This window comes from Hydrocarboniphaga sp. FW305-C-57 (genome assembly GCF_058783045.1).
In genome coordinates this window covers 159,372-183,729 of sequence record NZ_JBYSYG010000002.1, presented here as the reverse complement: position 1 = coordinate 183,729, position 24,358 = coordinate 159,372, and the positions used below count along the sequence as shown (strand labels likewise).

The 24,358-nt window shown below is 66.4% G+C and carries 21 protein-coding genes; 11 read left to right on the top strand and 10 right to left on the bottom strand.

Going from position 1 to position 24,358, the window contains the following annotated elements:
* Positions 1-50 precede the first annotated feature (50 nt).
* The 3 genes from AC3WUM_RS05170 to AC3WUM_RS05160 are packed head-to-tail and all read left to right on the top strand — an operon-like array spanning position 51 to position 3,513.
* Positions 51-539, top strand: a complete 489-nt coding sequence (locus AC3WUM_RS05170) for a (2Fe-2S)-binding protein (protein WP_492409129.1) — start codon at positions 51-53, stop codon at positions 537-539.
* Complete coding sequence (locus tag AC3WUM_RS05165) at positions 536-3,301, top strand: xanthine dehydrogenase family protein molybdopterin-binding subunit (RefSeq protein WP_492409128.1); 2,766 nt, start codon at positions 536-538, stop codon at positions 3,299-3,301. The genes AC3WUM_RS05170 and AC3WUM_RS05165 overlap by 4 nt, the downstream gene beginning before the upstream one ends.
* Positions 3,302-3,345: 44 nt before the next feature.
* Positions 3,346-3,513, top strand: coding sequence for a hypothetical protein (locus tag AC3WUM_RS05160; RefSeq protein WP_492409127.1), 168 nt, complete (start codon positions 3,346-3,348; stop codon positions 3,511-3,513).
* Between the two features lie 39 nt (positions 3,514-3,552).
* Here AC3WUM_RS05160 and AC3WUM_RS05155 read toward each other — a convergent pair whose 3' ends face one another.
* The 5 genes from AC3WUM_RS05155 to AC3WUM_RS05135 all read right to left on the bottom strand — a co-directional run bounded on the left by AC3WUM_RS05155 (position 3,553) and on the right by AC3WUM_RS05135 (position 8,527).
* Positions 3,553-4,323 (bottom strand): enoyl-CoA hydratase/isomerase family protein, encoded by a 771-nt coding sequence (locus AC3WUM_RS05155; RefSeq protein ID WP_492409126.1) that lies wholly within the window; start codon positions 4,321-4,323, stop codon positions 3,553-3,555.
* 7 nt (positions 4,324-4,330) lie between these two features.
* Complete coding sequence (locus AC3WUM_RS05150; RefSeq protein WP_492409125.1) at positions 4,331-5,110, bottom strand: enoyl-CoA hydratase-related protein; 780 nt, start codon at positions 5,108-5,110, stop codon at positions 4,331-4,333.
* A gap of 3 nt (positions 5,111-5,113) precedes the next feature.
* Positions 5,114-6,385, bottom strand: a complete 1,272-nt coding sequence (locus tag AC3WUM_RS05145) for an acetyl-CoA hydrolase/transferase family protein (protein WP_492409124.1) — start codon at positions 6,383-6,385, stop codon at positions 5,114-5,116.
* A complete protein-coding gene (locus AC3WUM_RS05140; protein WP_492409123.1) occupies positions 6,382-7,275 on the bottom strand; it encodes an HpcH/HpaI aldolase/citrate lyase family protein in 894 nt (297 codons plus the stop codon). Before AC3WUM_RS05140 ends, AC3WUM_RS05145 begins: the two co-directional genes overlap by 4 nt.
* An 85-nt stretch (positions 7,276-7,360) precedes the next feature.
* A complete protein-coding gene (locus AC3WUM_RS05135) occupies positions 7,361-8,527 on the bottom strand; it encodes an acyl-CoA dehydrogenase family protein (RefSeq protein ID WP_492409122.1) in 1,167 nt (388 codons plus the stop codon).
* A gap of 185 nt (positions 8,528-8,712) precedes the next feature.
* On the opposite strand from AC3WUM_RS05135, the gene AC3WUM_RS05130 reads away from it, so the two are divergent.
* Positions 8,713-9,900: a CaiB/BaiF CoA transferase family protein gene (locus tag AC3WUM_RS05130; RefSeq protein ID WP_492409121.1), complete on the top strand. Its 1,188-nt coding sequence runs from the start codon at positions 8,713-8,715 to the stop codon at positions 9,898-9,900.
* Positions 9,901-9,929: 29 nt separating this feature from the next.
* On the opposite strand, the gene AC3WUM_RS05125 is transcribed toward AC3WUM_RS05130, so the two are convergent.
* The 3 genes from AC3WUM_RS05125 to AC3WUM_RS05115 form a co-directional block, all read right to left on the bottom strand.
* Positions 9,930-10,763: an IclR family transcriptional regulator gene (locus AC3WUM_RS05125; protein ID WP_492409120.1), complete on the bottom strand. Its 834-nt coding sequence runs from the start codon at positions 10,761-10,763 to the stop codon at positions 9,930-9,932.
* Between the two features lie 321 nt (positions 10,764-11,084).
* Positions 11,085-12,224 (bottom strand): acyl-CoA dehydrogenase family protein, encoded by a 1,140-nt coding sequence (locus tag AC3WUM_RS05120; RefSeq protein ID WP_492409119.1) that lies wholly within the window; start codon positions 12,222-12,224, stop codon positions 11,085-11,087.
* A 69-nt stretch (positions 12,225-12,293) separates the two neighbouring features.
* Positions 12,294-13,523 carry a CaiB/BaiF CoA transferase family protein gene (locus tag AC3WUM_RS05115; RefSeq protein WP_492409118.1) on the bottom strand — a complete coding sequence of 410 codons (1,230 nt, stop codon included), beginning with the start codon at positions 13,521-13,523 and terminating at the stop codon, positions 12,294-12,296.
* Positions 13,524-13,784: 261 nt separating this feature from the next.
* Here AC3WUM_RS05115 and AC3WUM_RS05110 point away from each other — a divergent pair, with 261 nt between their 5' ends.
* From AC3WUM_RS05110 to AC3WUM_RS05085, 6 genes are all read left to right on the top strand, one after another.
* Complete coding sequence (locus AC3WUM_RS05110) at positions 13,785-14,735, top strand: acyl-CoA dehydrogenase family protein (protein WP_492409117.1); 951 nt, start codon at positions 13,785-13,787, stop codon at positions 14,733-14,735.
* A gap of 1 nt (position 14,736) precedes the next feature.
* Positions 14,737-15,525, top strand: coding sequence for an SDR family NAD(P)-dependent oxidoreductase (locus tag AC3WUM_RS05105; RefSeq protein ID WP_492409116.1), 789 nt, complete (start codon positions 14,737-14,739; stop codon positions 15,523-15,525).
* Entirely contained in the window at positions 15,522-16,649 is a 1,128-nt protein-coding gene (locus AC3WUM_RS05100; RefSeq protein ID WP_492409115.1) for an acyl-CoA dehydrogenase family protein, read from the top strand. Before AC3WUM_RS05105 ends, AC3WUM_RS05100 begins: the two co-directional genes overlap by 4 nt.
* Before the next feature lie 90 nt (positions 16,650-16,739).
* A complete protein-coding gene (locus AC3WUM_RS05095) occupies positions 16,740-17,501 on the top strand; it encodes an SDR family NAD(P)-dependent oxidoreductase (RefSeq protein ID WP_492409114.1) in 762 nt (253 codons plus the stop codon).
* A complete protein-coding gene (locus tag AC3WUM_RS05090) occupies positions 17,498-18,478 on the top strand; it encodes an NAD(P)H-dependent flavin oxidoreductase (RefSeq protein ID WP_492409113.1) in 981 nt (326 codons plus the stop codon). The genes AC3WUM_RS05095 and AC3WUM_RS05090 overlap by 4 nt, the downstream gene beginning before the upstream one ends.
* A gap of 197 nt (positions 18,479-18,675) precedes the next feature.
* Positions 18,676-20,121 (top strand): aromatic ring-hydroxylating oxygenase subunit alpha, encoded by a 1,446-nt coding sequence (locus AC3WUM_RS05085; protein ID WP_492409112.1) that lies wholly within the window; start codon positions 18,676-18,678, stop codon positions 20,119-20,121.
* Positions 20,122-20,203: 82 nt separating this feature from the next.
* On the opposite strand, the gene AC3WUM_RS05080 is transcribed toward AC3WUM_RS05085, so the two are convergent.
* Entirely contained in the window at positions 20,204-21,391 is a 1,188-nt protein-coding gene (locus AC3WUM_RS05080; RefSeq protein WP_492409111.1) for a lipid-transfer protein, read from the bottom strand.
* A gap of 340 nt (positions 21,392-21,731) precedes the next feature.
* Between AC3WUM_RS05080 and AC3WUM_RS05075 the strand changes: the two genes are divergently transcribed.
* Positions 21,732-23,162, top strand: a complete 1,431-nt coding sequence (locus AC3WUM_RS05075; RefSeq protein ID WP_492409110.1) for an NAD-dependent succinate-semialdehyde dehydrogenase — start codon at positions 21,732-21,734, stop codon at positions 23,160-23,162.
* Positions 23,163-23,189: 27 nt separating this feature from the next.
* On the opposite strand, the gene AC3WUM_RS05070 is transcribed toward AC3WUM_RS05075, so the two are convergent.
* Positions 23,190-24,251: an AraC family transcriptional regulator gene (locus tag AC3WUM_RS05070; protein WP_492409109.1), complete on the bottom strand. Its 1,062-nt coding sequence runs from the start codon at positions 24,249-24,251 to the stop codon at positions 23,190-23,192.
* Between the last annotated feature and the right edge of the window lie 107 nt (positions 24,252-24,358).

Here is a 24,358-nt window from a genome sequence, read left to right as displayed (position 1 = left end):
CTGGGATTCCCACGCTTCGCGTGTGGCCCTTCCACGCGACTCACGACGCCATGAGCGAGCATTCCATCCAACTCAGCATCAACGGGCGCAAGCACGAAGCCAAGGTCGAAAGCCGGCTGACGCTCTGCGATTTCCTGCGCGGCGATGCCGGTTGCACCGGCGTGCATGTCGGGTGCGAGCACGGCGTCTGCGGCGCCTGCACGGTGATCGTCGACGGCGCGGCCGTGCGCTCCTGCCTGATGCTCGCGGTGCAGACCGACGGCTGCGCGGTGACGACGGTCGAAGGTCTCGCGCCCGATGAAGAAAGGTTGCATCCGGTGCAGCAGGCGCTGCGCGACGAGCACGGCCTGCAATGCGGCTTCTGCACGCCGGGCATCGTCATGACGCTCGCTTCGCTGACCGCCGATGCGCAGCAGATCGATGCCGACAAGCTCATGAACTCCCTGTCCGGGCACATCTGCCGCTGCACGGGTTACCAGGGCATCCGCCGCGCGGCGCGCAAGCTCGCCGGTCTCACGCAGACGGAAGGCGCGGCATGAACGCGCCGCTCGCCCAGCCCGATGTGAAGACCGGGGGCTACATCGGCAAGCGCATGGCGCGCACCGAAGACGCGCGCCTGCTGACCGGTCGCGGCGTCTACACCGACGATGTCGGCGTGCCGGGCATGCTGCAGGTGGCGTTCCATCGCAGCCCGATCGCGCGTGGCCGCATCAAGGCTATCGATCTGTCGGTGGCCCGCGAGCTTCCGGGCGTCTACGCGATCCTGACGGCGGACGACCTGGCGCATTTCAAGGTCGACATGCTGAGCTTCTTCCTGGCGCTGCCGACGGTGCCGGTGCCGGTGCTCGCGACCGACCGCGTGACGCACGTCGGCGATCCGATCGCGCTGGTCGTCGCGCAGAACCGCTACATCGCCGAAGACGCCGCCGGCCTCATCGTCGTCGAATACGAGGAGCAGGATCCGATCGTCACGCTGGCCGATGCCAAGGGCGAGCAGCTCGTGCATCCGGAAACGGACTCCAACGTCGCGGCCGCCACGGGCTCGGAAGATCTAGACGAGGATCTCGAAGCCCAGCTCGTGGGCGCTCCGCACTTGGTCAGCATCGAGCTGCAGCACCAGCGCATCTCGCAGTCGCCGATGGAAACGCGTGGCGTGGTCGCGGCTCCGCAGGGTTCGGGCGAGATGACGGTGTATCTGTCCTGCCAGGGCCCGCAGCTGTGCGCACGCTGGTTCGCGCATGCGCTCGACCTGCCGCAGACCGCGATCCGCGTGATTTCGAAGGACGTCGGCGGATCCTTCGGCCTCAAGGGCCAGCCCTGGCGCGAGGAAGTCGCGGTCGTGCTCGCCGCGCGCCTGCTCAAGCGCCCGCTCAAGTGGATCGAAGACCGGCTCGAGAACCTCACCGCCGCGAATCAGGCGCGCGAGCAGGAGATCAAGCTGCGCGTGGCCTTCGACGCCGACGGCAACATGCTCGCCTCGCACGCCGACTACGGGATCAACAACGGCGCCTGGCCGCAGGGCGCGGACAGCAACATCGCGGTGATGATGTTCCTGTGGGCCGCGCACAAAGTGCCGAGCTTCGGCTTCTATTCTCGTGGCTGGTTCACCAACACGATCGGGCTCGGCCCTTATCGCGGACCGTGGGCGCTCGAATCTCTCGCGCGCGAAGTGCTGATCGATCGCGCCGCGCGCCAGATCGGTCTCGATGCGATCGAGCTGCGCCGCCGCACGCTGATCACCAAGAAAGACCAGCCCTGCACGACGCCGATGGGCCTGCAGCTCGAGGACATCAGCCCGGCCGAATGTCTCGAAGAACTGCTCAAGCACGTCGACGTGGCGGCGTTTCGCGCCGAGCAGGCCGAGGCGCGCAAGCAGGGGCGCTATCTGGGCATCGGCTTCGCAACCTACATCGAGCCGACCGCGGGCAGCACCGGCATTTCGGTGCTCATGAGCGAGTCGGCGCACCTCCGCATCGAGCCCAACGGCAAGGTCACGGCCGTGGTGTCGACGCACTCGCAGGGCCACGGCACGCAGACGACGATGGCGCAGGTGATCGCCGAGCGCCTCGGGGTGGCGTTCAGCGACGTCACCGTCTACGAGGACGACAGCTCGCGCGGCGGCTATGGATCGGGCGCCTACGGCAGCCGCCAGGCCGTCGCGGGCGGCGGCGCCTGCATCCGCGCGGCCGACCTGCTCGCCGACAAGGTCAAGCAGGCGGCGGCGCATCTGTTCGAGGTCAAGCCCGAAGACGTGTTCCTGCGCGACGGCAACGTCCACATCCTGAGCGGCGACAAGCAGCAGACCGTCGCCTTGAGCGTGATTTCCGACATGGCCTACACCGAGCCGGATCGCATGCCCGAAGGCAACGCCGGGCTGGAGGTCCAGTATCGCTATCGTCCGCCGCCGATCACGATGACGAGCGCGGCGCACTGCTGCATCGTCGAAGTCGACGCCGAGACCGGCTTCGTCAAGATCAGGCGCTGGGTCACGAGTGAAGACTGCGGCGTGATGATCAACCCGGCCGTCGTCGAAGGGCAGATCGCCGGCGGACTCGCGCAGGCGATCGGCAGCGTGCTGATGGAAGAAGTCCACTACGACCCGCGCGGCAACCCGACGTCGGTGACGTACAAGGACTACATGCTGCCGACGATCTTCGACGTGCCGGAGTTCGAGTATCACCACGGCGCTTCGGCGCCGTCGAAGGCCGAAGGCGGATTCCGCGGCGTCGGCGAGGGCGGCTGCATCGTCGGCCCGCCGACGCTCGTCAACGCGATCGCCGATGCGCTGATTCCGTTCGGCGAACTCAAGCTCGAATTCCCGCTGACGCCGCCGCGCCTGCTCGCGCACATCGAGGGGCGGCCGGAGATCGCGCAGCCCGCAGCGCCGGCGACGGAATCCACACCGGCCCCGGAAGTTGTCGCCGAGCCGAAGCCCGCGCCCGTGCACAACGTCGTCACGCCGTCGGCACCGCAGGAAATCATCGAAACCAATACGACCGCCAAGGTCGACGGTGACTGGAAGCTCGTGCTGTCGACGCCGATGGGCCCGCAGGCTTTCACGGGCAAGTTCGCCACCGACGGCGACAAGCTGTCGGGCTCGTTCAAGATGAACGCGATGGACGAGGTGTTCTTCACGGGCACCGCCAACGGCAATCACCTCAAGTGGGATCTCAAGGTCACCAAGCCGATGTCGATCACGCTCAAGTACGAGGCGACCGTCGACGGCGACAAGCTGACCGGCAAGTGCAAGATGGGCATCTTCGGCACCGCCAAGCTCGTCGGCGAGCGGGAGACCGGGTAGCATCGGGCCTGTCGCCGCATGGCGACAGGCTTTGCGAGGTTCCCATGAAGCACTGGCTGATCGCGATTCCGGTTCTGCTGCTGGCGCTGGCCCTTTACGTCGTCGGATTCGGCAGCGGCGCGATCGCCGTGGTCTGCCTCGGCGCCGTGCTCGAAGCGGGCGTCTGGCTCGGCCTGTTCCAGGCCCGGCGAAATCGCACCGGAACCGCTTAGGTCACAGCGGTTTTTGCATCGCGGGCACTGCGCTTCGGCTCAGTGCCCTTTGAAATTGCCGGGACGGCGCTCTGTCATCGCGCGGACGCCTTCGGCGAAATCCGCGGTTTTCTGCAGCTCGATCTGAACGACGTGCTCATGCACGAGCGTGGCGCGGACTTTTTCGAGCAGATCGCCGCGCAGTGTCGCGCGCGTGCTCAGTAGCGACAGCGGAGCGTTCTCTGCGATTTCTTCCGCGAACTGCAGTGTCGCCTCGCGCAGCGATTCGGCGCTCGCCACGCGATCGACGAGTCCCCAGCCTGCGACTTCCTCGGTCTTGTAGCGTGCGCCGCTCAGGAACATCTGTGCGGCTCGCTGCTGCCCGATCACGCGCGGCAGGGTGTGCGTGAGCGCGAAGCCCGGATGAAAGCCGAGCTTGACGAAATTGGCCGAAAAACGCGCCTCGGGCGAGGCCACGCGAAAATCGGCCGCGACCGCGAGCCCGAGCCCCGCGCCGATCGCAGCGCCTTGCACGGCCGCGACGATCGGCTTGCGGCCCGCGAAGATGCGCAAGGCCTGGTCGTAGAACTCGCGCAGCGGATCGGAACCTGCCGCACCGAAGCCGTTGGGCGACACGAGGTCCGCGCCCGCGCAGAACGACTTGCCTTCGGAGGCGAGCACGACGGCGCGCACCGCGTCATCGGCATCGCTGCGCTCGAGCGCATCGGCGATCAGCCGCAGCAGGCCCACGGTCGCGAAGTTCAGCGGCGGATTCTGGAACGTCAGCAGCGCGAGGTGGCCGCGCCGCTGCAGGTCGACGTGCTCGCTCATCGGTCGATCAGCGGCCTTGCCACTGCGGCTTGCGCTTCTCGGCGAAAGCGCGCGGACCTTCCTGCGCATCGCTGCTGCAGTAGGTGTATTCGTGCGCGGCGCGTGCGGCCTGCAGCGCCGCGCCGCGGCCCATTTCGGTGGCGAGCATCACGGTTTCGCGGCCGGCCTTCACCGACAGCGGAGCGCCTTCGAGAATTTCCTGGGCAAGCTCGATCGCCGCAGCTAGCAGCGCAGCCGGTTCGGCGAGGCGATTGACGAGGCCGATCTCGTAGGCGCGCTGCGCGGTGATCGGCTTACCGGTCAGGATGATCTCCATCATGATGCGCTGCGGAATCATGTGGATCAGCGGCGCGGCCCACGGCGAGCCGCGGCCGACCTTGACCTCGGTGATCGCGAAGCGGGCGGCCGTGCTCGCGACGCAGAGATCGCAGGCCTGCGCGATCATCCAGCCGCCCGCGAATGCGACGCCGTTGACGGCCGCGATGGTCGGCTTCGACAGCTCGATGTTGTCGTAGGGCATCGGGAACATGTCGCGCGGAGGCACGCGCAGCCCGCGCTCGACCATCTCCTTGAGATCGCCGCCGGCGCAGAAGGCTTTCTCGCCCGAGCCGGTCAGGATCGCCACGCGCAGCGCGTCGTCGCGCTCGAAACGCTCCCAGGCCGTGAACAGGCCTTCGCGAACCTCGCGGCTCAGCGCGTTGCGCGTATCCGGACGGTTGATCGTGATGATGGCGATGCCGTCTTCGCGCGCATCGAACAGCACTGCCTCGTTCTGGGCCTGGCTCATTTCTTAGAAACCTCTCTTCTGAATTTCGTGTGCGGCGCGATCGAGTTCCTCGCGGAAGTTTGGATGCGCGATCGCGATGAGCCGGCGCGTGCGCTCGGCCAGCGTCTGTCCCTTGAGTTCGGCGGCGCCGAATTCGGTGACGATGACGTCGACGTCGCTGCGCGCGGTCGTCACCGGGCCCGACAGCGTCGGCACGATCTTGCTGATGCTGCCGCCCTTGGCGGTCGCTGACAGCGCGATGATCGAGCGCCCGCCTTTGCTGCGCGAACCCGCGCGCACGAAGTCGACCTGCCCGCCGGTTCCGCCGAGATAGGCGCTGCCGCTCTGCTCGGCGTTGACCTGGCCGGTCAGATCGACTTCGAGTGCCGAATTGATCGTGACGAGGCGATCGAGCTGGGCGAGCACGGCCGCGTCGTGCGTATAGCTCGTCGCGCACATGCGCATGCTCTTGTTGCGATTCGCCCACTGATACAGCCTGCGCGTGCCGATCAGCGCGCCGTTGATCGAAACGCCGGTGTCGATGGCCTTGCGTGCATTGGTGATGACGCCGGCCTCGACGAGCTCGACGAGCCCGTCGCCGAGCATGCCCGAATGCACGCCGAGATCCTTGCGATCACGCAGCAGGCGCAGGATCGCGTCGGGCACCGCGCCGACGCCGGTCTGCAACACCGAACCGTCTTCGATGTAGGCGGCCGCGAATTTGGCGATGGCCTCGTCGGTCTCGCCGATCTTGGCCGCGGCGACTTCGACTGGCATGCGCGAAACCTGCACGGCGCAGTCGATGCGCGAGGCCGGCAGCCGTTCGCCATGCGTGTACGGCACCTGGTCGTTGACTTCGGCGATGACGACGCGGGCTTTCTTGACCGCGGACTGCACGTAGTCGGCGATCAGGCCGAAGCTGTGCTCGCCGTTCTCGTCGGCCGGGCTCACCTGCACGAAGGCGACGTCGCAGCCGATGATGCCTTGCTCGATCATCGGGCCGATCTGGCTCACGTGACAGGGCACCACGCCGAGCTTGTGCGCCGCCGTGAGCGTGCGCAGGGTTCCGATCGCGCCCATGCTCGACAGCGAAAACTGGCTCGCGGCCTCGGGCGTCAGCAGCTTCGAGAAGCTCGTCGCCGCGAACGCGGACAGCTCGCCGATGCCGCTGGCCTGCGCGATCAGCGCTTCGATGAGCGCCTGCGGCTCACCGCAGGCCTGGCCCCAGACGATGCGATCACCGCGCTTGAGGAACCTGCCGAGGTCGAGCCCCGCGGCGTCGATCTGCACGCTCACTTGCGGCCTGCGAGCTTGAGCAACTGCTGGGCGCGCGCCAGATGCGGGCGATCGAGCATCGCGCCCTTGTAGCCGATGGTGCCGAGCCCTGGATGGGCGGCGAACAGATCGACGATCTCGCGCGCGGCGACGAGCTCTTCCTCGGACGGCGAGAAGGCCTCGTTGATGACGTCGACCTGGGCCGGATGAATCGCGAACATGCCGCGCCAGCCCGCGCGGCGCATCTGCACGGCGCGCTTGCGCAGGCCGTCGAGATCGCGGAAATCACCGTGGATGGTTTCGATCGCGGCGACGCCGGCCGCGGCCGCGCCGAGCAGGCAGAGGCTGCGCGCGAGATCGTAGGTGTAGCCGTAGCTGCCGTCGGCGTTCTTGTTTTCGCTCGCGCCGAGCGAGTCGGCGAGATCTTCGGCGCCCCAGGACATCGCGACGAGTCGCGGCGCGCCCTTGTAGGTGCCCGTGTTGAAGACGCCTTCTGCGGTCTCGGTGACGAGCGCGAACACCGGCGTCGAACCCGGCTCGATGCCGTACGCGACTTCGAGTGCGGACAGGTAGTGATCGAGCACCACCACGTCGTCTGCGCTGCGCGACTTCGGCAGGATGATGCCGCCTGGCTTGCTCGGCATGACGGCCGCGAGATCGGTCAGCGCATAAGGGCCATCGAGCGGATTGATGCGCACCCACAGACGCGATCGCGCTTCGGCCGGCTGGGCATCGAGAAACGCGGAAACGAGCTTGCGCGCCTTGGGTTTTTCTTCGGCGGTGACGGCGTCCTCGAGATCGAAGATGACGGCGTCGGCCGTGCCGGCCGTGGCCTTCTCCATCTTCTTTTCGCTGTCGCCCGGGGCGAACAGCCAGGATCGGGCGCTGAAGGTTTTGGGTTCTGCCGCCATGCGTTTCTGGTCCTATTTTTTTAGCCGCGCACAAATGAGATCAGCATCGCCGCGAATCGGCAAGACGCATTGATGCCAGGATTTCTCAGTACGATTTGGGTAGTTCCAACACTTTTTCGGCGAGGAAATTCAGGATCATGTGCGGGCTGACCGGCGCGGTGCGCGGGATCAGCACTTCGCGCAGCAGGCGCTCGACGTGGTACTCCTGTGCGTAGCCCATGCCGCCGAGCGTGAGCATGGCGGTGTGGCAGGCTTCGAACGCGAATTCGGCCGCGAGGTACTTGCCCGCATTGGCCTCGACGCCGCAGTCGACGTGCTGGTCGAACTTGGTCGCGGCCTTCATGACCATCAGGTTCGCCGCCTCGAGCTGCGCCCAGCACTTGGCGAGCGGGTGGGCGATGCCCTGGTTCTGGCCGATCGGCCGGCCGAAGACGATGCGCTCGCGCGCATAACGCGCCGCGCGATCGATCGCCGCGCGGCCGATGCCGACCGATTCGGCCCCGAGCAGCACGCGCTCCGGATTCAGGCCGTGCAGGATGATCTTGAAGCCCTGGCCTTCCTCGCCGATGCGATGCTCGTCCGGAATGAACAGGTCTTCGATGAACAGCATGTTCGAATCGACCGCATGGCGACCCATCTTGTGGATCAGCCGCACTTCGATCTTGCTGCGGTCGAGGTCGGTGTAGAACAGCGTGAGGCCGTCGGTCTTGCGCTTGACCTGGTCGAGCGGCGTGGTGCGCGCGAGCAGCAGCATCTTGTTGGCGACCTGCGCGGTCGAGATCCAGATCTTCTCGCCGTTGACCTTGTAGCCGCCGGGAACCTTGTCGGCGCGCGTCTTGATCTCGGTGGTGTTGAGACCGGCGTTGGGCTCGGTCACCGCGAAGCAGACGCGGTCCTTGCCGGACACCACGTCGGGCACGAAGGCCTGCTTCTGCGCGGTGGTGCCGAACAGCACCACCGGCTGCATGCCGAACACCGGCAGGTGAATGCTCGACGCGCCGGTCATGCCGGCGCCCGATTCGGCGACCGCCTGCATCATCACCGCGGCCTCAGTGATGCCGAGGCCGGAGCCGCCGAATTCGCTCGGCATGGCGATGCCGATCCAGCCGGCCTCGGCCATCGAATCGAAGAAGTCCTGCGGGAACACGCCTTCGCGGTCGCGCTCCAGCCAGTATTCCGCCGAGAACTGGGAGCAGTGCTTGAGCACGGCATCGCGGATGTTCTGCTGGTCGTCAGTCAGGGAAAAGTCCATCGCCGAGGGTCCGTTTGCGGGGTTCGATAGGGCTTCAATCAACACGTCTGTATTGTGAAGCGCGCCGCCTTGGCCTTAAATTTGGCGCGGGCGAGAATGTGCCGATATTAAACCAGTGGACGTAAATGTGTACGAGCCTCCCGCACGGGAGCCGCCCCTCGGAACGCAGCGTCGGAGAAGCCAGAATGACGAGCCGCCCCCAAGCATCGGGTCCACTCGCGGGGATCCGGGTGGTGGATCTGACGAGCATGGTCATGGGGCCTTACAGCACCCAGATCATGGCCGACATGGGCGCCGACGTGATCAAGATCGAGCCGCCCGAAGGCGACAACACGCGCTACATCTCGGTGGGCCCGGCGCACGGCATGGCCGGCGTGTTCGTCAACGTCAACCGCGGCAAGCGCAGTGTGGTGCTCGACCTGCGTTCGGACGAAGGCAAGCAGGCCCTGCGCGCGCTGATCGCGAGCGCCGACGTCTTCATCCACTCGATGCGCGCCAAGGCCATCGCCAAGCTCGGTTTCAGCTACGCCGCAGTGCGCGAGATCAACCCGGCCATCATCTACACGAATTGCTACGGCTACGGCCGTCGCGGGCCCGATCGCGACCGGCCGGCCTACGACGACACCATTCAGGCCGAATGCGGAATTCCGTACGTGCAGCAGCTCATGACCGGCAAGGCCGATTTCGTCGGCACCATCATGGCCGACAAGATCGCCGGCCTGACCGTGCTGTACTCAACGACGATGGCCCTGTTCCATCGCCAGCGCACGGGCGAGGGCCAGGAAGTGGAAGTCGGCATGTTTGAGACCATGGCCTCGTTCATGCTCGTCGAGCACGCCAACGGCGCGATGTTCGATCCGCCGCTGTCCAAGGCGCACTATCCGCGCGCGGTCGCGCCGAATCGCCGGCCGTACAAGACCAAGGACGGCTACATTTCCGCGCTCGTCTACAACGACAAGCACTGGTCCCTGTTCGTCGACGCGGTAAAGCCGAGCTGGGCCGGGCCCGAGCTCGCGACGCTCGCCCAGCGCGCTCGGCAGATCGATCGCGTCTACGGCCTGCTCGGCGAAACCTTCATCGAGCGCAGCACGCAGGAATGGCTGGACCTGCTCGTCGGGCTCGGCATTCCGGCGGCGCCGCTGCGCAGCACCGACGAGCTGTTCGAGAACGAGCACCTCAACGCGGTCGGCTTCTTCGAAACCGTGGAAACATCGCACGGAAACGTGCGCTTTCCAGGCGTGCCGAGCTGGTTTTCGCAGACGCCCGGCAAGGTCGCCGGACCGGCCCCAATGCTCGGCGAACACACGCGCGAGATCCTCGACGGCCTCGATCTTCCTGCGGCAGCCTCGGCCTCGTCGGTGATCGTGCGCTGAGCTTTTGCCGGCATCGCCGGCTGCGAGCGCTAGGGCTTGCGGTACCCGAGCGCCGCCGAAATGGCCACGGCTTCCTGCACCACGAGTTCGATGAGCGCTTCGCTGCGCTGCTGCATGCGCCAGCTCGGTGCCGCAAGCACGAGCGCGCCGATCGCGGCGCCCGAGGAATCCTGGATCACGGCGGCGATGCCGGCCGATCCGTCGCCGGCCTGATCGAGGGTTTGCGCGAATCCGCTCTGGCGAGCGGTGGCGATGATCCCGGCCAGCTCGCGCTTGTCGATCACGGTCTGCGGCGTCAGCGGTTCGGGCTTGAGGCGTCGCAGGTACTGGCGGACTTCGCTGTCGCTCGCGGCCGACAGCAGCGCGCGGCCACCGGCCGTGCAATACATCGCCGCGCGATCGCCCATCGTCACCGCGAAGCGCACGACCTTGCGGCTCTCGATCGAATCGATGTACGTGATCGTATCGCTGGTCTTGTCGCGCACGGCGAACAGCACGGTTTCGCCCGATTGCTCGGCGACCCGGCGCATGCCCTCGCGTACGAGCGTCTGCGATTGCAGGCGCCGGCGCGCCTGCAGCAGCGCCCCGCCGAGCCCGAAGGCGGCCGGACCCAGGCGATAGCTGCCGTCGTAAGGCACCACGAAATCGGCATCCACGAGTCCACGAACGAGCGCCGCGATACTGCTTTTGGGCGCGTTCAGATCGCGGCTGAGCTGTGCAAGGCTGACCGGCTTGGTGCTTGCGCAAAGCACTTCGAGGATCTGGATGACGCGCGTGACCGACTGCGGTGAATTGATTCGTCGATCGTCCGCTAGCATCGCCGGATCGGCCGAAGCGCTTGAGGTCACCGCGTTCTGGGTCATGCTGTCTGTTCTGTCGTTAGGTGCTGCGCTCAGCGGAATGCCGGCATCACGTCCTATGCGAAAACCTCCGCATATTGCCTGAATTTCCCAGGCAGCAAGCCCGGCGGCAACAGCATCATGCAATGCCCGACCGGCACCTCGATGCCGCTCGCCCTGCGCATGCGGCCGAGCTGGCTCGCGCGGCTGCGCGCCGCGACTGCGGCGAGCGTGATCGGCGGAGCATGGCGCCGGAGTGCGCAAGCCCTGGAGATGGCCGACCGTGAGTTCGCCGCTCACGGCACATCCGCCGCAGCGGCGGGCCAGGTGAGGCGATGCGCAGGATCAGCGCGGGCCTCTCGGCAGGCCGAGCACGCGCTCGCCGATGATGTTGCGCTGGATCTCGGCAGTGCCGCCGGCGATGGTTTCGGAGAAGGCATCGAGGTAATCGTGCCCCCAGCCGTGCATGCCGATGACCTCGGGCGCGGCGAGCCCGTAGAGGTCGATCGCCGCACTGGCGACGCGCTGGCTGAACTCGGCGAACGACAGCCGGATCATCGAGCCGCTCGCATCGGGAACCGAGTTTTCGGAGTCGAGCGCGAGCCGGTAATTGGCGGCGCGGATCGAAGCGCCTTCGGCGCGCAGGCGGGCGATGCGCAGGCGCAGTTCGGGGCGGCTCCGCGGGCAATCCTCGAGCAGCTTCTCGACCTTGAGCACGAGGCCGATCAGCAGCGCGAGCGCGGCGGTTCCGCGTTCGAACGACAGCGTCGCGTTGGCCGTCGCCCAGCCGTTGTTGAGCCCGCCGACGATGTTCGCGAGCGGAACGCGCACGTTGTCGTAGAACACTTCGCAGTACTTGTGCGGGCCGGCCATCGTGCGGATCGGGCGCACGGTGATGCCCGGCGCGTCCATCGGGCAGATCAGCCAGGTCAGCGCCTTCGACGTCGAGGCGTTTGGATCGGTGCGGATCAGCAGTTCCTGCCATTCGGCGATGTCGGCGAAGCTCGACCAGATCTTGGTGCCGTTGATGACGAGCTCGTCGCCATCGACTTCGCCGCGGCACTTGAGGCTGCCGAGATCGGAGCCCGCGCCGGGCTCGGAGAAACCCTGGCACCAGAGCACGTCGCCGTTGAGGATCTTCGGCAGGTGATAGGCCTTCTGCTCGTCGGTGCCGCAGGCGATCAGCGTGGGGCCCGCGTGGTTGAGCATCACGAAGCTCGGGTTCAAGGTCGGCGGAGCGCCGGCGCGCGCGTACTCCTCGAACCAGACGATCTGTTCGAGCACCGACAGCCCGCGTCCGCCGTGCTCCTTGGGCCAGGCGATGCCGGCCCAGCCGCCCTGCGCCTGCCGCTTCTGCCAGGCGAGGATGTACTCGCGCTGCGGCTGGCCGTCTTCGGGGCAGGGGTGTTTCGGTACGTTGGCCTCGAGCCAGCTGCGGGCCTCGTGCCTGAAATCACTGATCGATTGGGGTGTCGAGCCGGTCATGGCGTTCCAGTCGTGTGTCTGTTGTTTTCTTGGGATGCGTCGCGCGCGAGCCGGACGATGTCGCGACGCTCAGACGATACCGGCCTCGTGCAGGCGGGCGATGTCCTCGCTCGGCAGCTTGAGCACCTCGCGCAGCACTTCGTCCGTGTGCTGGCCGATGGTCGGCGGCGCGGTGTAGCGCATCGGTGAATCCGACATGTAGGCCAGCGGGCTCGCGATCAGCGAGACTTCGCCCGACACCGGGTGCGGAATCGTCACCTTGAGCTTGCGATGCTGCACCTGCTCGTCTTCCCAGACCTCCGGGAGCGTGTTGTAGCGCGCGGCCGGGACGCCGATTCGGTCGAGCGCCGCGAGCAGATCGGCCGTCGTCCAGTGCTTGCTCCACTCGATGATGATCGCGACGAGCTCGTTGCGGTTGCGTCCGCGCTTGGGGTTGGTATCGAAGCGCGGATCGGCGAACAGGTCCGGACGCTGCATGAGTTCGCAGAGCAGGCGCCAGTGTTCGTCGGTGCCGGCCGAGATGTAGATGATGCCGTCCGCGCAGTTGATCAGGTCGGCCGGACCGCCGCCGTTGCCGCCGTTGCCCAGGCGCGGTGGCGCGACGCCCGAGACGAGGTAGTCCTGCATGATGTGCGAGACCATCGCGATCGAACAGTCCAGCAGCGCGACGTCGATGTACTGGCCTTTGCCGGTCTTGTTGCGCTGGTTCAGTGCGCCGAGCACGGCGATGGCGGCGTTGTGGCCCGTGAACACGTCGACGAGGCTCGGGCCGGCCTTGAGCGGGCCGGCGCCCGGCGAGCCGTCCGGGTGGCCGGTGACGGCCATCAGGCCGCCGGTGGTCTGGAACAGGCCGTCATAGCCCGGGCGCTCGGCCATCGGGCCGGTCTGGCCGTAGCCGGTGATCGAGCAGTACACCAGCCCCGGGTTCACTTGCTTGAGGCTGTCGTAATCGAGGCCGTAGCGCTTGAGGTTGCCGACCTTGTAGTTCTCGATCAGTACGTCGCATTCGGCCGCCAGGCGGCGGATCAGGGCCTGGCCCTCGGGTTTGGAGATGTTGACCGTGACCGACTTCTTGTTGCGGTTGGCGGTCAGGTAGAACGCCGATTCCCGGGTCGGTTTTCCGTCGCGATCCTTCAACTGGGAGAAACCATAGATGCGTCCGTCGTCACCGACGCCCGGGCGTTCGATCTTGATGACCTCGGCGCCGAGGTCGCCCAGGATCTGCCCGCAGAACGGGCCGGCCAACACGCGGGTCAGGTCCAGCACCCGGACGCCTTGCAATGCTTGGGAGTCGGTCATTGTCTGTTTTCTGTCGGAGGCGGCGGCGCATCGGCATCGCCAATTCCGCAAAAGCGCGGGCCGCGAAGATGACAAGGATATGGGCCGATCGCCCAGTTGATCAACAACTGTGTTGATAATCTGTGAGGGGCGCCAAAGGCGCGATACACTATACCGACACAAGCACGACGCATGGCGTCACCGAACGGGTCTGTCGACCAGCCCCGGCGCGATAATGACGACCGTGCTGACCCGATAACGACTGGGCGAGGCAGGAGAGCTGTGGAGGACACCCGCTACCATCCCAATGCCGATCAGCTGGCATTGGCCGCCGCGATGGACGACACCATCGCCGAGCTGCTTCCGATTTCACGGCTGCACGCGGCCAGCGACGAAAGCGCCGAAACCTGGTCGCATCTCGAGCAGGCCGGCGTGTTCGGCATCTGTGTCGGCGAAGAAGCCGGAGGCAGCGGCCTGGGCGCCGCCGAAGAGGCGCTCATCGCCATCGGCCTCGGCCGCCGGCTCGCCTCGCCGTCGGTGCTTGCGACGCTCGGCGCCGTGCATGGCGGCGCCGGCGATCTCGCAGGCCGTCGCGTCGCGGTCGCGTATCGCAGCGGCGGACGCATCGTGGTCGTGCGAAGCCCGGGGGCCGATCTGTTGTTGCTGCGTTCGGCCGACGAAGCCTCGTTGCATGCCTTCGACGATTCGCAGCTTCAGGCGCTCGAAAGCCGGCTCTGGCTCGCCGATCTCGCGAGCCTCGGTCAGGTGGGCGAGCCGCTCGCCCGCTTCGATCAGAAAGCCCTGTTGCGTCTGCGCCTGCTCGATGCGGCGATGCTCGCGGGCATCGCCGAAGCGGCGCTGCAGATGGGCGTCGACTACGCCGGCCTGCGCGAGCAGTTCGGCCGGCCGATCGGCAGCTTCCAGGCGGTCAAGCACCATTGCGCGAACATGGCGATCGCCGCGCGTTGCGCGCGCGATCAGGTCAGCTTCGCCGCGGTCGCGCTCGACGAGGCGCGCGACGATGCGGCGCTGCAGGTGGAGAGCGCGCTGTTCGTCGCCGGCACCGCCGCGATCGACAACGCTGGCAAGAACATCCAGATACACGGCGGCATCGGCTTCTCCGACGAAGCCGATCCGCATCTTCTTCTGAAGCGGGCGCAGGTGTACGTCGCCGTCGCAGGTGGTCTCGAAGCGACGAACGAGCGCATCGCCGAAACCAAGGCAGGGTGGTGAGATGCAGGTCGCGATCATTACGGGTGCGAGCAGCGGCATCGGCTTCGGCACCGCGGTCAAGCTCGCGGGTGCGGGCATCCATGTGCTCGGCGTCGGCCGCGATTCGGGCAAGCTTGCCGAACTCGAAAAAGCCGTCGAAGTGCGCGAGCGCATCGCCACGCTCGCGGTCGACGTCATGCTCGACGACGCGCCAAAACGCATCGTCGACGCCGCGCTGTCGAAGTGGGGACGCATCGACTTTCTGATCAACAACGCCGGTGCGGGCAGCCCCAAGCCGCTGCACGAAACCGACGATGCGATGCTCGACGGCTTTCTGAACCTGATGCTGCGCGCTCCGTTTCGCCTGGCGCGCGAAACGATTCCGCACATGAAGCCGGGATCGGCGATCATCAACGTGACCTCGACGTTCGCGGTCATCGGCGGTCGTCGCGGCGGTGCGTATTCGGCCGCCAAGGGCGGGCTCAATGCGCTGACTTCGCACATCGCCTGCCAGTACGGTGCGCTCGGCATTCGCAGCAACAACGTCGCACCGGGCGTGACGGTGACGCCGATGGTGCAGGGGCGTCTCGAAGATCCGCTGTTCAAGCGCATCAATGTCGAAATGACGCCCAACACGCGGCTCGGCGAAGTCGAGGACATCGCGAGCACGATCGTATTCCTGTGCTCGCCGGGCGGCAGCTTCATCAACGGCCAGACCATCGTCGTCGACGGTGGCTGGAGCTCGACCAAATATCTTTCCGAATACGCACTGACGTCGACCTGGTCGGCGCCCGGCGAGCCTTCCGCATGATCCTCAACGAAACCCAGCAAGCCATCCGCGAGGCCGTCCGCGAATTCGCGCAGGAACGCATCAGGCCGCACAGCGCCGCGTTCGAGGAAGCGCGCGGCTATCCGAAGGAACTGTTCGAAGATCTCGCCGGCCTCGGCGTGATGGGCATGACGGCGCCCGAAGCATTCGGTGGCGCCGGTGCGGACTACGTTTCGTACGCGCTCGCACTCATGGAGATCGCGGCGGCCGACGGTGCGCTGTCGACGATCGTGAGCATCCAGAACAGCCTGATCGTCGCGAGCCTGCTCAAGGACGGCTCGCCGGCCCAGCGTGAGCGCTATCTGCCGGATCTGATCGCGGGCCGCATGATCGGCGCGTTCGCGCTGACCGAAACCGATGCGGGCTCCGATGCGGCGGCGCTGCGCACGCGCGCGGTGAAAGTCGACGGCGGTTATCGCCTGAGCGGCAGCAAGCAGTTCATCTCGAACGCCAAGATCGGCGGCATCGCGATCGTCTACGCGGTCACCGATCCGGCGGCCGGCAAGCGCGGCATGACCGGCTTCATCGTGCCGACCGATTCGCCGGGTTATCGCGTCGACAAGGTCGAGCACAAGCTCGGCCAGAATGCCTCCGACACCTGCGCGATCCGCTTCGACGAGGTCTTCGTGCCCGACGAGCTGCGCCTCGGAAAGGAAGGCGCCGGCTACGGCATCGCGCTCGCGAACCTTGAAGTCGGCCGCATCGGCATCGCCTCGCAGTGCATCGGCATGGCGCAGGCGGCGCTCGATCTCGCGGTGAACTACGCCAAGGAGCGCAAGAGCTTCGGCAAGGCCATCATCGAGCATCAGGCCGTGGGTTTCCGCCTGGCCGATCTGGCCGCGCGCCTCGAGGCGGCGCGCCAGCTCGTGCTGCACGCGGCCGCGACCAAGGACGCCGGCCTGCCTAGCCTCAAGGAAGCGTCGATGGCCAAGCTCATCGCTTCGGAGACCGCGGAAGCGGTGGTCTCGGGCGCGATCCAGACGCTCGGCGGTTATGGCTATCTCGAGGAGTTCGGCATCGCCAAGATCTATCGCGACGTGCGCGTCTGCCAGATCTACGAAGGCACCTCGGACATCCAGCGCATGGTGATCGCCCGCGCGCTGTAGGCTAGGCGGGCGCGCGCCTCGTCGCGACGCAAGACATCGACTCAAAACGCTGAAAAATTGCTATCGGGACGAGCCCGAAAAGGATTGGGAATGGAGATCAAAGGAGCCACGGCGATCGTCACCGGTGGCGCATCGGGCCTTGGCGGCGCGACCGCGGAGCGCCTCGCCAAAGCCGGAGCCAAGGTCACGATCTTTGACCTGAACGCCGACCTCGGCAAGAAGAAGGCGGCCGAAATCGGCGGCCACTTCGTCGCCGTCAACGTCACCGACGAAGCGGCCGTCGAAGCCGGGCTCGAAGAGTCCGAAGGTGTCAATGGCAAGGCGCGCATCCTCGTCAACTGCGCGGGTATCGGGCCTCCGGGTAAGGTCATCGGGCGCGACGGCAAGGCGCTGCCGCTCGCCGAGTTCAGCAAGATCGTCGCCATCAACCTGTTCGGCAGCTTCAACGTGCTGTCGAAGTTCGCGGCGCGCCTGCACACGGCCGATCCGATCGGCGAAGAGCGCGGCGTGATCATCAACACCGCCTCCGTGGCGGCCTACGAAGGCCAGATCGGCCAGCCGGCCTACGCGGCGTCGAAGGCCGGCGTCGTCGGCATGACCTTGCCGATCGCACGCGAACTCGCGCGCTACGGCATTCGCATCAACACCATCGCGCCGGGCCTGTTCCTGACGCCGCTGATGGAATCGCTGCCGCAGGAAGCGCAGGACTCGCTCGGCAAGCAGGTGCCGTTCCCGAGCCGTCTTGGCAAGCCGAGCGAATATGCGCTGCTCGTCGAGAGCATCATCGTCAACCCGATGTTCAACGGCGAGACCATTCGCCTCGACGGCGCGATCCGGATGGCCGCCAAATGACGATCAAGACGCGCTTCACCGAACTGCTCGGCATCGAGCACCCGATCGTCCAGGGCGGCATGATGTGGGTCGGTCGCGCCGAGCTCGCGGCCGCGGTGTCCAATGCGGGCGGCCTCGGCATCCTGACTGCGCTGACGCAGCCTTCGCCCGATGCGCTGCGCGCCGAGATCGACCGCTGCCGCAAGATGACGGACAAGCCTTTCGGCGTGAACCTGACGATCCTGCCGTCGGTGAACCCGCCGCCGTATGCGGAGTATCGCAAGGCCATCATCGACAGCGGCATCAAGATCGTCGAAACCGCGGGCCACAAGCCGCAGGAACACGTCGACGACTTCAAGTCGCACGGCATCAAGGTCGTGCACAAGTGCACGGCCGTGCGCCATGCGCTGTCGGCAGAGCGCATGGGTGTCGATGCGATCTCGATCGACGGTTTCGAATGCGCCGGGCATCCGGGCGAAGACGACATTCCGGGCCTGATCCTGATTCCGGCCGCGGCCGACAAGGTCAAGATTCCGATGATCGCCTCGGGCGGTTTCGGTGACGGCCGTGGTCTCGCCGCGGCGCTCGCGCTCGGGGCCGAGGGCATCAACATGGGCACGCGCTTCTGCGCGACCGTCGAGGCGCCGATCCACGACAACGTCAAGCAGCTCATCGTCAACAACGACGAGCGCGGCACCCGCCTGATCTTCCGCAGCCTCAAGAACACCGCGCGCGTCGCGGCGAACAGCGTGTCGGACGAAGTGGTCGCACGGCTGTCGAAGCCTGGTGCGGTGTTCGAGGACGTGCGCGAACTCGTGCCGGGCGCCAAGGGCCGCGTCGCGCTGGAGACCGGCAACGTCGACGCCGGTTTGATCTGGGCCGGCCAGGTCCAGGGCCTGATTCACGACGTGCCGACCTGCAAGCAGCTGATCGATCGCATCATCGGCGATGCCGAAGCGATCATTCGCGGCCGGCTGGCCGGTTTCATCGGCAACTGAGCTTCGAGCATCGGCGGCCGGCAGGTGACCGGACGGCCGTCGATGCGCTTGAAAATCGCAGCGCCGCAGGCGTAGATTGCGGCAGGTATCGATAGTAGTCACTGCTGTTGAATAGTAGAGGCGGCCAGATGGCGCGGTCCGCCCGGCCCGCCGGCGCGCAAGATCGCGCTCGCCGCGGGCATCACTGGAGGAAGAGCATGTCCGAGCTGGCGCAGAGAGCGGCCCTCAAGAACGCATCGACCGGCGGAAGTTCGTCGTCGTGGCCACCGAGCTGGCACACGAAGCCGCACGGCATCAGCGTCGGCCGCTACATCGATCCGGATTTCACCAAGCTCGAATACGAAAAGCTCTGGAGCAAGGTCTGGCAGGCCGCCGCGCGCTTCGACGAGATTCCGGAAGTGGGCGACTACACGATCTACACGATCGGCGATCAGTCGGTGCTGATCGTCCGCGCCGATGGCGACACCGTCAAGGCGTATCACAACGTTTGTCCGCATCGCGGCACTTCGCTCGCCGAAACACCCCAGGGCTGCTTCGAGAACAAGCACGTCATCTGCCCGTTCCACGGCTGGCGCTGGGACTTGCACGGCAACAACGAGTTCGTGCTCGAACGCCAGGAGTTCCGTGGCGGCCAGCTGCAGAACAAGGACGTCGCCTTGCGCGAAGTCCATCACGTGGTCTTCGCGGGCTTCATCTTCATCAACCTCGCCAAGGATCCGCAGCCATTCGACGACTTCATCGCGCCGGTGCGCGAGATGCTCGACAACCTCGCGATCAGCGAGATGCGCAACTACTGGTGGAAGGCGATCCCGGTGAAGTCGAACTGGAAGGTCGCGCAGGAAGCGTTCTTCGAGGGCTACCACGTTCCGGCCACGCATCCGCAGCTGGAGCCGCACTCGGCCGATTTCATCTACAAGCCGACGCCCGACGCCAAGCCCGATTTCAATCACTGGAACGTCGCCTACGAGACCTATGCGCGCGGGCACGGCCGTTTCTTCGGCAAGAAGACGCCGATGAAGGGCAACGTGCGCGCCGCCGCCAATCTCGGTGCGGCCGTCTCGACCGACGACATGATCGAGGCGATGGCCGCGCGCCTGAACCTGCTCGCCGAAGGCATGGACGCGCAGGTGCTGCCCGAAGACGTCGCCGTGGTGCGCTCGCTCAAGGGCAAGCCGATTCCCGAGGATTCGAGCCTCGGCGCCGAGTACGTCAAGGCGCTCTACACGCGCGCCGCGATGCAGCAGCGGCCGATGCCCAAGCCCACGCCCGAGAACATCGGCATGTGGGGCGGCGAGATTTTCGTGTTCCCGAACCTGATGATTCTGCCGCAGGCCGGCAATGCGATGATTTACCGCGTGCGCCCGGACGGCAACGATCCCGACAAGTGCATCTTCGAGATCCTGTCGACCAAGACCTATCCGGCCGCCGAGAAGGTGCCACGCGCGATCATGCGCCTGGTCACCGATCTCGAAGACCCCGAGCAGGTCTACCTGATCCCGCGCCAGGATCTCGGCAACATCCCGCGCATGCAGAAAGGCCTGCACTCCAAGGGCATTCGCCAGACCTGGCTCGCCGTCGAGCAGGAAAAGATCATCCTGAACATGCACCAGGAGCTCGATCGCTACCTGCTCGACGAGGTCTGAAGACGCTTCGGGCATGAAAATGAAAAAGCCGGCTGCGGAGTGAATCCGCAGCCGGCTTTTTCGTTGATGCAGTCCGCGCCGATCAGCGATCGTTGCGATACATCGTCACCACGCAGGCGCCGCCGAGACCGAGATTGTGCTGTAGCGCGACGCGCGCCCCTTCGACCTGGCGTGCGCCGGCCGTGCCGCGCAGCTGGCTGACGAGTTCGGTGCACTGGGCGAGGCCGGTCGCGCCGAGCGGATGGCCCTTCGACAGCAGGCCGCCGGACGGATTCGTCACGTAACGACCGCCATAGGTGTTGTCGCCATCGTCGACGAACTTCTCGGCGCCGCCGACCGGGCACAGGCCCAGCGCTTCGTACGAAATCAGTTCGTTGTGCGCGAAGCAATCGTGCAGCTCGACGACATTCACATCCTGGGCGCCGATACCGGCCGCTTCGTAGACCTGGCGCGCCGCATCCTGCGCCATGCCGAAGCCGACGACTTCACGCATGTCGCGAGCGCCGAAGGTCTTGGTGGTGTCGGTCGTCATCGCCTGCGCGACGATCCAGACATCGGCCTTCAGGCCGTTGCGCTTGGCGAACTCCTCGCTGCACAGCACGGCCGCGGCGGCGCCGCAGGTCGGCGGGCAGGCCATCAGGCGCGTCATCACGCCTTCCCACATCACCGGCGAGGCCATCACTTCTTCGGTCGTGACGGGCTTGCGGAACAGCGCCATCGGATTGTTGACCGCGTGCTGGCTGGCCTTGGCGCGAATCTTCGCGAAGGTTTCCAGCTTGGTGCCATATTGCTGCATGTGCGCCAGGCCGGCGCCGCCGAAGAAGCGCAGCGCGAGCGGTACCTCGCTGTTGCCGACGAGCTCGTCGGCCGCGGCGTCGAAGCGCTCGAACGGGCTCGGACGATCGCCGAAGGCGGTCTTGAGCGCGCCGGGCGTCATCTGCTCGAAGCCGAGCGCGAGCACGCATTCCGCAGCGCCCGAGGCGATCGCCTGGCGCGCGAGGAACAGCGCGGTCGAACCGGTCGAGCAATTGTTGTTGACGTTGACGACCGGAATGCCGGTCATGCCGACTTCGTAGAGCGCGCGCTGGCCGGCGGTGGAATCGCCGTAGACGTAGCCGACGTAGGCCTGCTGGATCTTCTCGTAGGCGATGCCCGCATCGGCGAGCGCCGCATGCGTGGCGGCAGCGGCCATCGCGGGATAGGGCTCGTTGGAACCCGGCTTGACGAACGGGATCATGCCGACCCCGGTAACGAAGACTTTCCGACTCATGGCCTGACTCATGGGATTTTCTTCTGCGTAGTGAAGGAGGAACGAAGCTCGACAACGGGCGGCTCTGGCGGCCGCTGGCTCGGCAGCCTGCCATCGATGAAATGCAGACTCAAGGCATTCAATGGATAATTGAACGGTATTGTTGATTGATATTGAAGCGCGGATCGCCCATTCAAGGGTCGTGCACGAGTGTTATGCCACGAGCGCAAGATTCGGGGCCCACTCTCTTGAGTAGGTCGCCACCCTGGCTGGCGTAATGAACCCTGCCGCCCCATCGGGGTCCGTTTGCTGGCGGACATCGCCAAGATGCGGAAACCAAACAGCTTTAAGGAGACGCAGCATGACGCAGTTGATGCGCGAAGCGAGCCTGATCGCAGGGCAATGGGTGACGGCGGATCGCTGGATCGATGTCGACGATCCGGCGACCGGCGAGCGCATCGGCCGGGTGCCGCGCTGCACGGGCGAGCAGACCGCGCAGGCCATCGCGGCGGCCGAAAAGGCGATGGGCCCCTGGGCCAAGCGCCCGGCCAAGGAGCGAGCGAGCATCCTGCGCCGCTACTTCGACCTGATCATGGCGAACCAGGAAGCGCTCGCCGCGCTGCTCACGCGCGAGCAGGGCAAGCCGCTCGCCGAGGCCAAGGCCGAGATCGCCTACGCGGCCGGCTTCATCGAATGGTTCGCCGAGGAAGCCAAGCGTATCTACGGCGACGTGCTGCCGAGCCACGCGGCCGACAAGCGCATCGTCGTGCTCAAGCAGCCGATCGGCGTCGTCGCCGCGATCACGCCGTGGAATTTCCCGGCCGCGATGATCACGCGCAAGATCGGCCCGGCGCTCGCGGCTGGCTGCGGCGTGGTGCTCAAGCCCGCATCGCAGACGCCGTTCACCGCGCTCGCGCTCGGCGCGCTCGCGCTGGACGCGGGCTTGCCCGACGGACTGTTCAACGTGGTGACCGGCAGCGCGGCCGAGATCGGCGACGTGCTCACGAGCAGCGAAACGGTGCGCAAGCTCTCGTTCACGGGTTCCACCGACGTCGGTGCCAAGCTCTATGCGCAGTCGGCGCCGTCGATCAAGAAGCTCAGCCTCGAACTCGGCGGTAATGCGCCTTTCATCGTCTTCGACGATGCCGATCTCGATGCCGCGGTCGTCGGTGCCATCGCCTCGAAATTCCGCAATGCCGGCCAGACCTGCGTCTGCGCCAACCGCATCTACGCGCAGGCCGGCATCTACGACGCCTTCGTCGAAAAGCTCGCCGCCGCGACCGCCAGGCTCAAGGTCGCACCGGGCACCGAGGCGGGCTCCGAGATCGGCCCGCTGATCGATGAAAAGGCCGTCGCCAAGGTGCGCGAGCACATCGACGATGCGCTGTCGGGTGGCGCTCGCGTGGTCACCGGAGGCAAGGCGCACTCGCTCGGTGGCCGCTTCTTCGAGCCGACCGTGCTCGCCGGCGTGAAGCCGTCGATGATGATCAGCCGCGAGGAGACCTTCGGCCCGGTCGCGCCGGTGTTCCGCTTCGAGACCGAGGACGAAGTCATCGCGCTCGCCAACGACACGCCGTTCGGCCTGGCCTCGTATTTCTACGCGCGCGATCTGGGCCGCGTCTGGCGCGTGGCCGAGCGCATCGAGGCCGGCATCGTCGGCGTCAACACGGGCCTGATCTCGACCGAACTCGCGCCGTTCGGCGGCGTGAAGCTCTCGGGCCTCGGCCGCGAAGGCTCGCGCTACGGCATCGACGACTATCTCGAGATCAAGTACGTCTGCATGAGCGTCTGACGCCTACGCAGTGCACCGCCGCGCGGCTCAATGCGTGGCGGGCGGCACCGTCTTGCGGAACTGCTGCGGCGTGGTGCCGGTCCAGCGCTTGAAGGCGCGGCCGAAGCTCGATTGCTCGGAGTAGCCGAGCAGCGCGGCGACCTCGTCGAGCGTCGCTTCCTCGCGTTCCAGGTAAAGCCGGGCGAGTTCGATGCGCTGGCGTTCGAGGATGTCCGAGAACTTGAGCTCGTACTCGGAGAGGTTGGCCTGCAGCGTGCGCACCGAGGTGCCGAGTTTTTTCGCGCAACGCTCGATCGAGCACTGGCCCGATGGCAGGGCGCCGCGCACGTAGTCCTCGACGCGCTCGACGATGGTCGTGCGCGACGATTCCTTCACGCGCTCCATATAACCACCGAGCAGGCGATACAACAGCCGGTTGGCGCTCGCCACGGGCTGGTCGAGCACGACGGACGGGAATGCGATCGCATGCGTGCCCGCGTTGCCGTGGAAGCGGCAGCCGAGCCGGCTCTCGATCTCGGCGACGTCCTTGGAGCGCGTTTCGAGCGCCAGATTGACGTAGTTGAGGCTGAAATTGCGGCCGCCGAGCAGGCGCAGCAGCTTCACGTTGAGCATGGTCGCCTGGTAGTGCGCCTGCACGTTGGCGCCGAGATCGTTGCGCACGCTCCAGCGCAGCTCGGCGATGCCGTTGGACTCGAGCAGCTCGATCGTGGTCGCGGGCGAATGCACGACCGGGATGTACTTGATGAAGCTCTGCACGCCTTCGCGCACGGTCGCCGCGGCCCGGCACAGCGCGGCGACGGCGCCGTAGACGTCGGGTTCCTGAAGCTGGGCCAGGTGCAGGCCGAACAGCGGATCGTTGAACGAGGTGCTGCAGTACTCGAAGACATCGACCAGCGATTTGCAGTCGATGTAGAAATCCGGATCGCGCATCGCGCGCGGGTCGATGCCGTGATTCTCGAGGATGCTGCGCGGATCGCCGCCATGCGCGCGGACGATGTCGGGCAAGCCCAGCAGGTTGGCCGTGCGCATCTGGCGCGGCGCCGGCATCGAGTCCAGCGGGCCCTCCAGCGCGTAAAAGTAATCACTCATCCGTATCTCCTCACCGCCTGCGCGGCCCGTCCGTAGCGGGCCGGCTTTGCGTTGATTGTAGATACGGGAACGTGAATTGTCAGGACAGCCCGTCGGTTCCGCCCGTA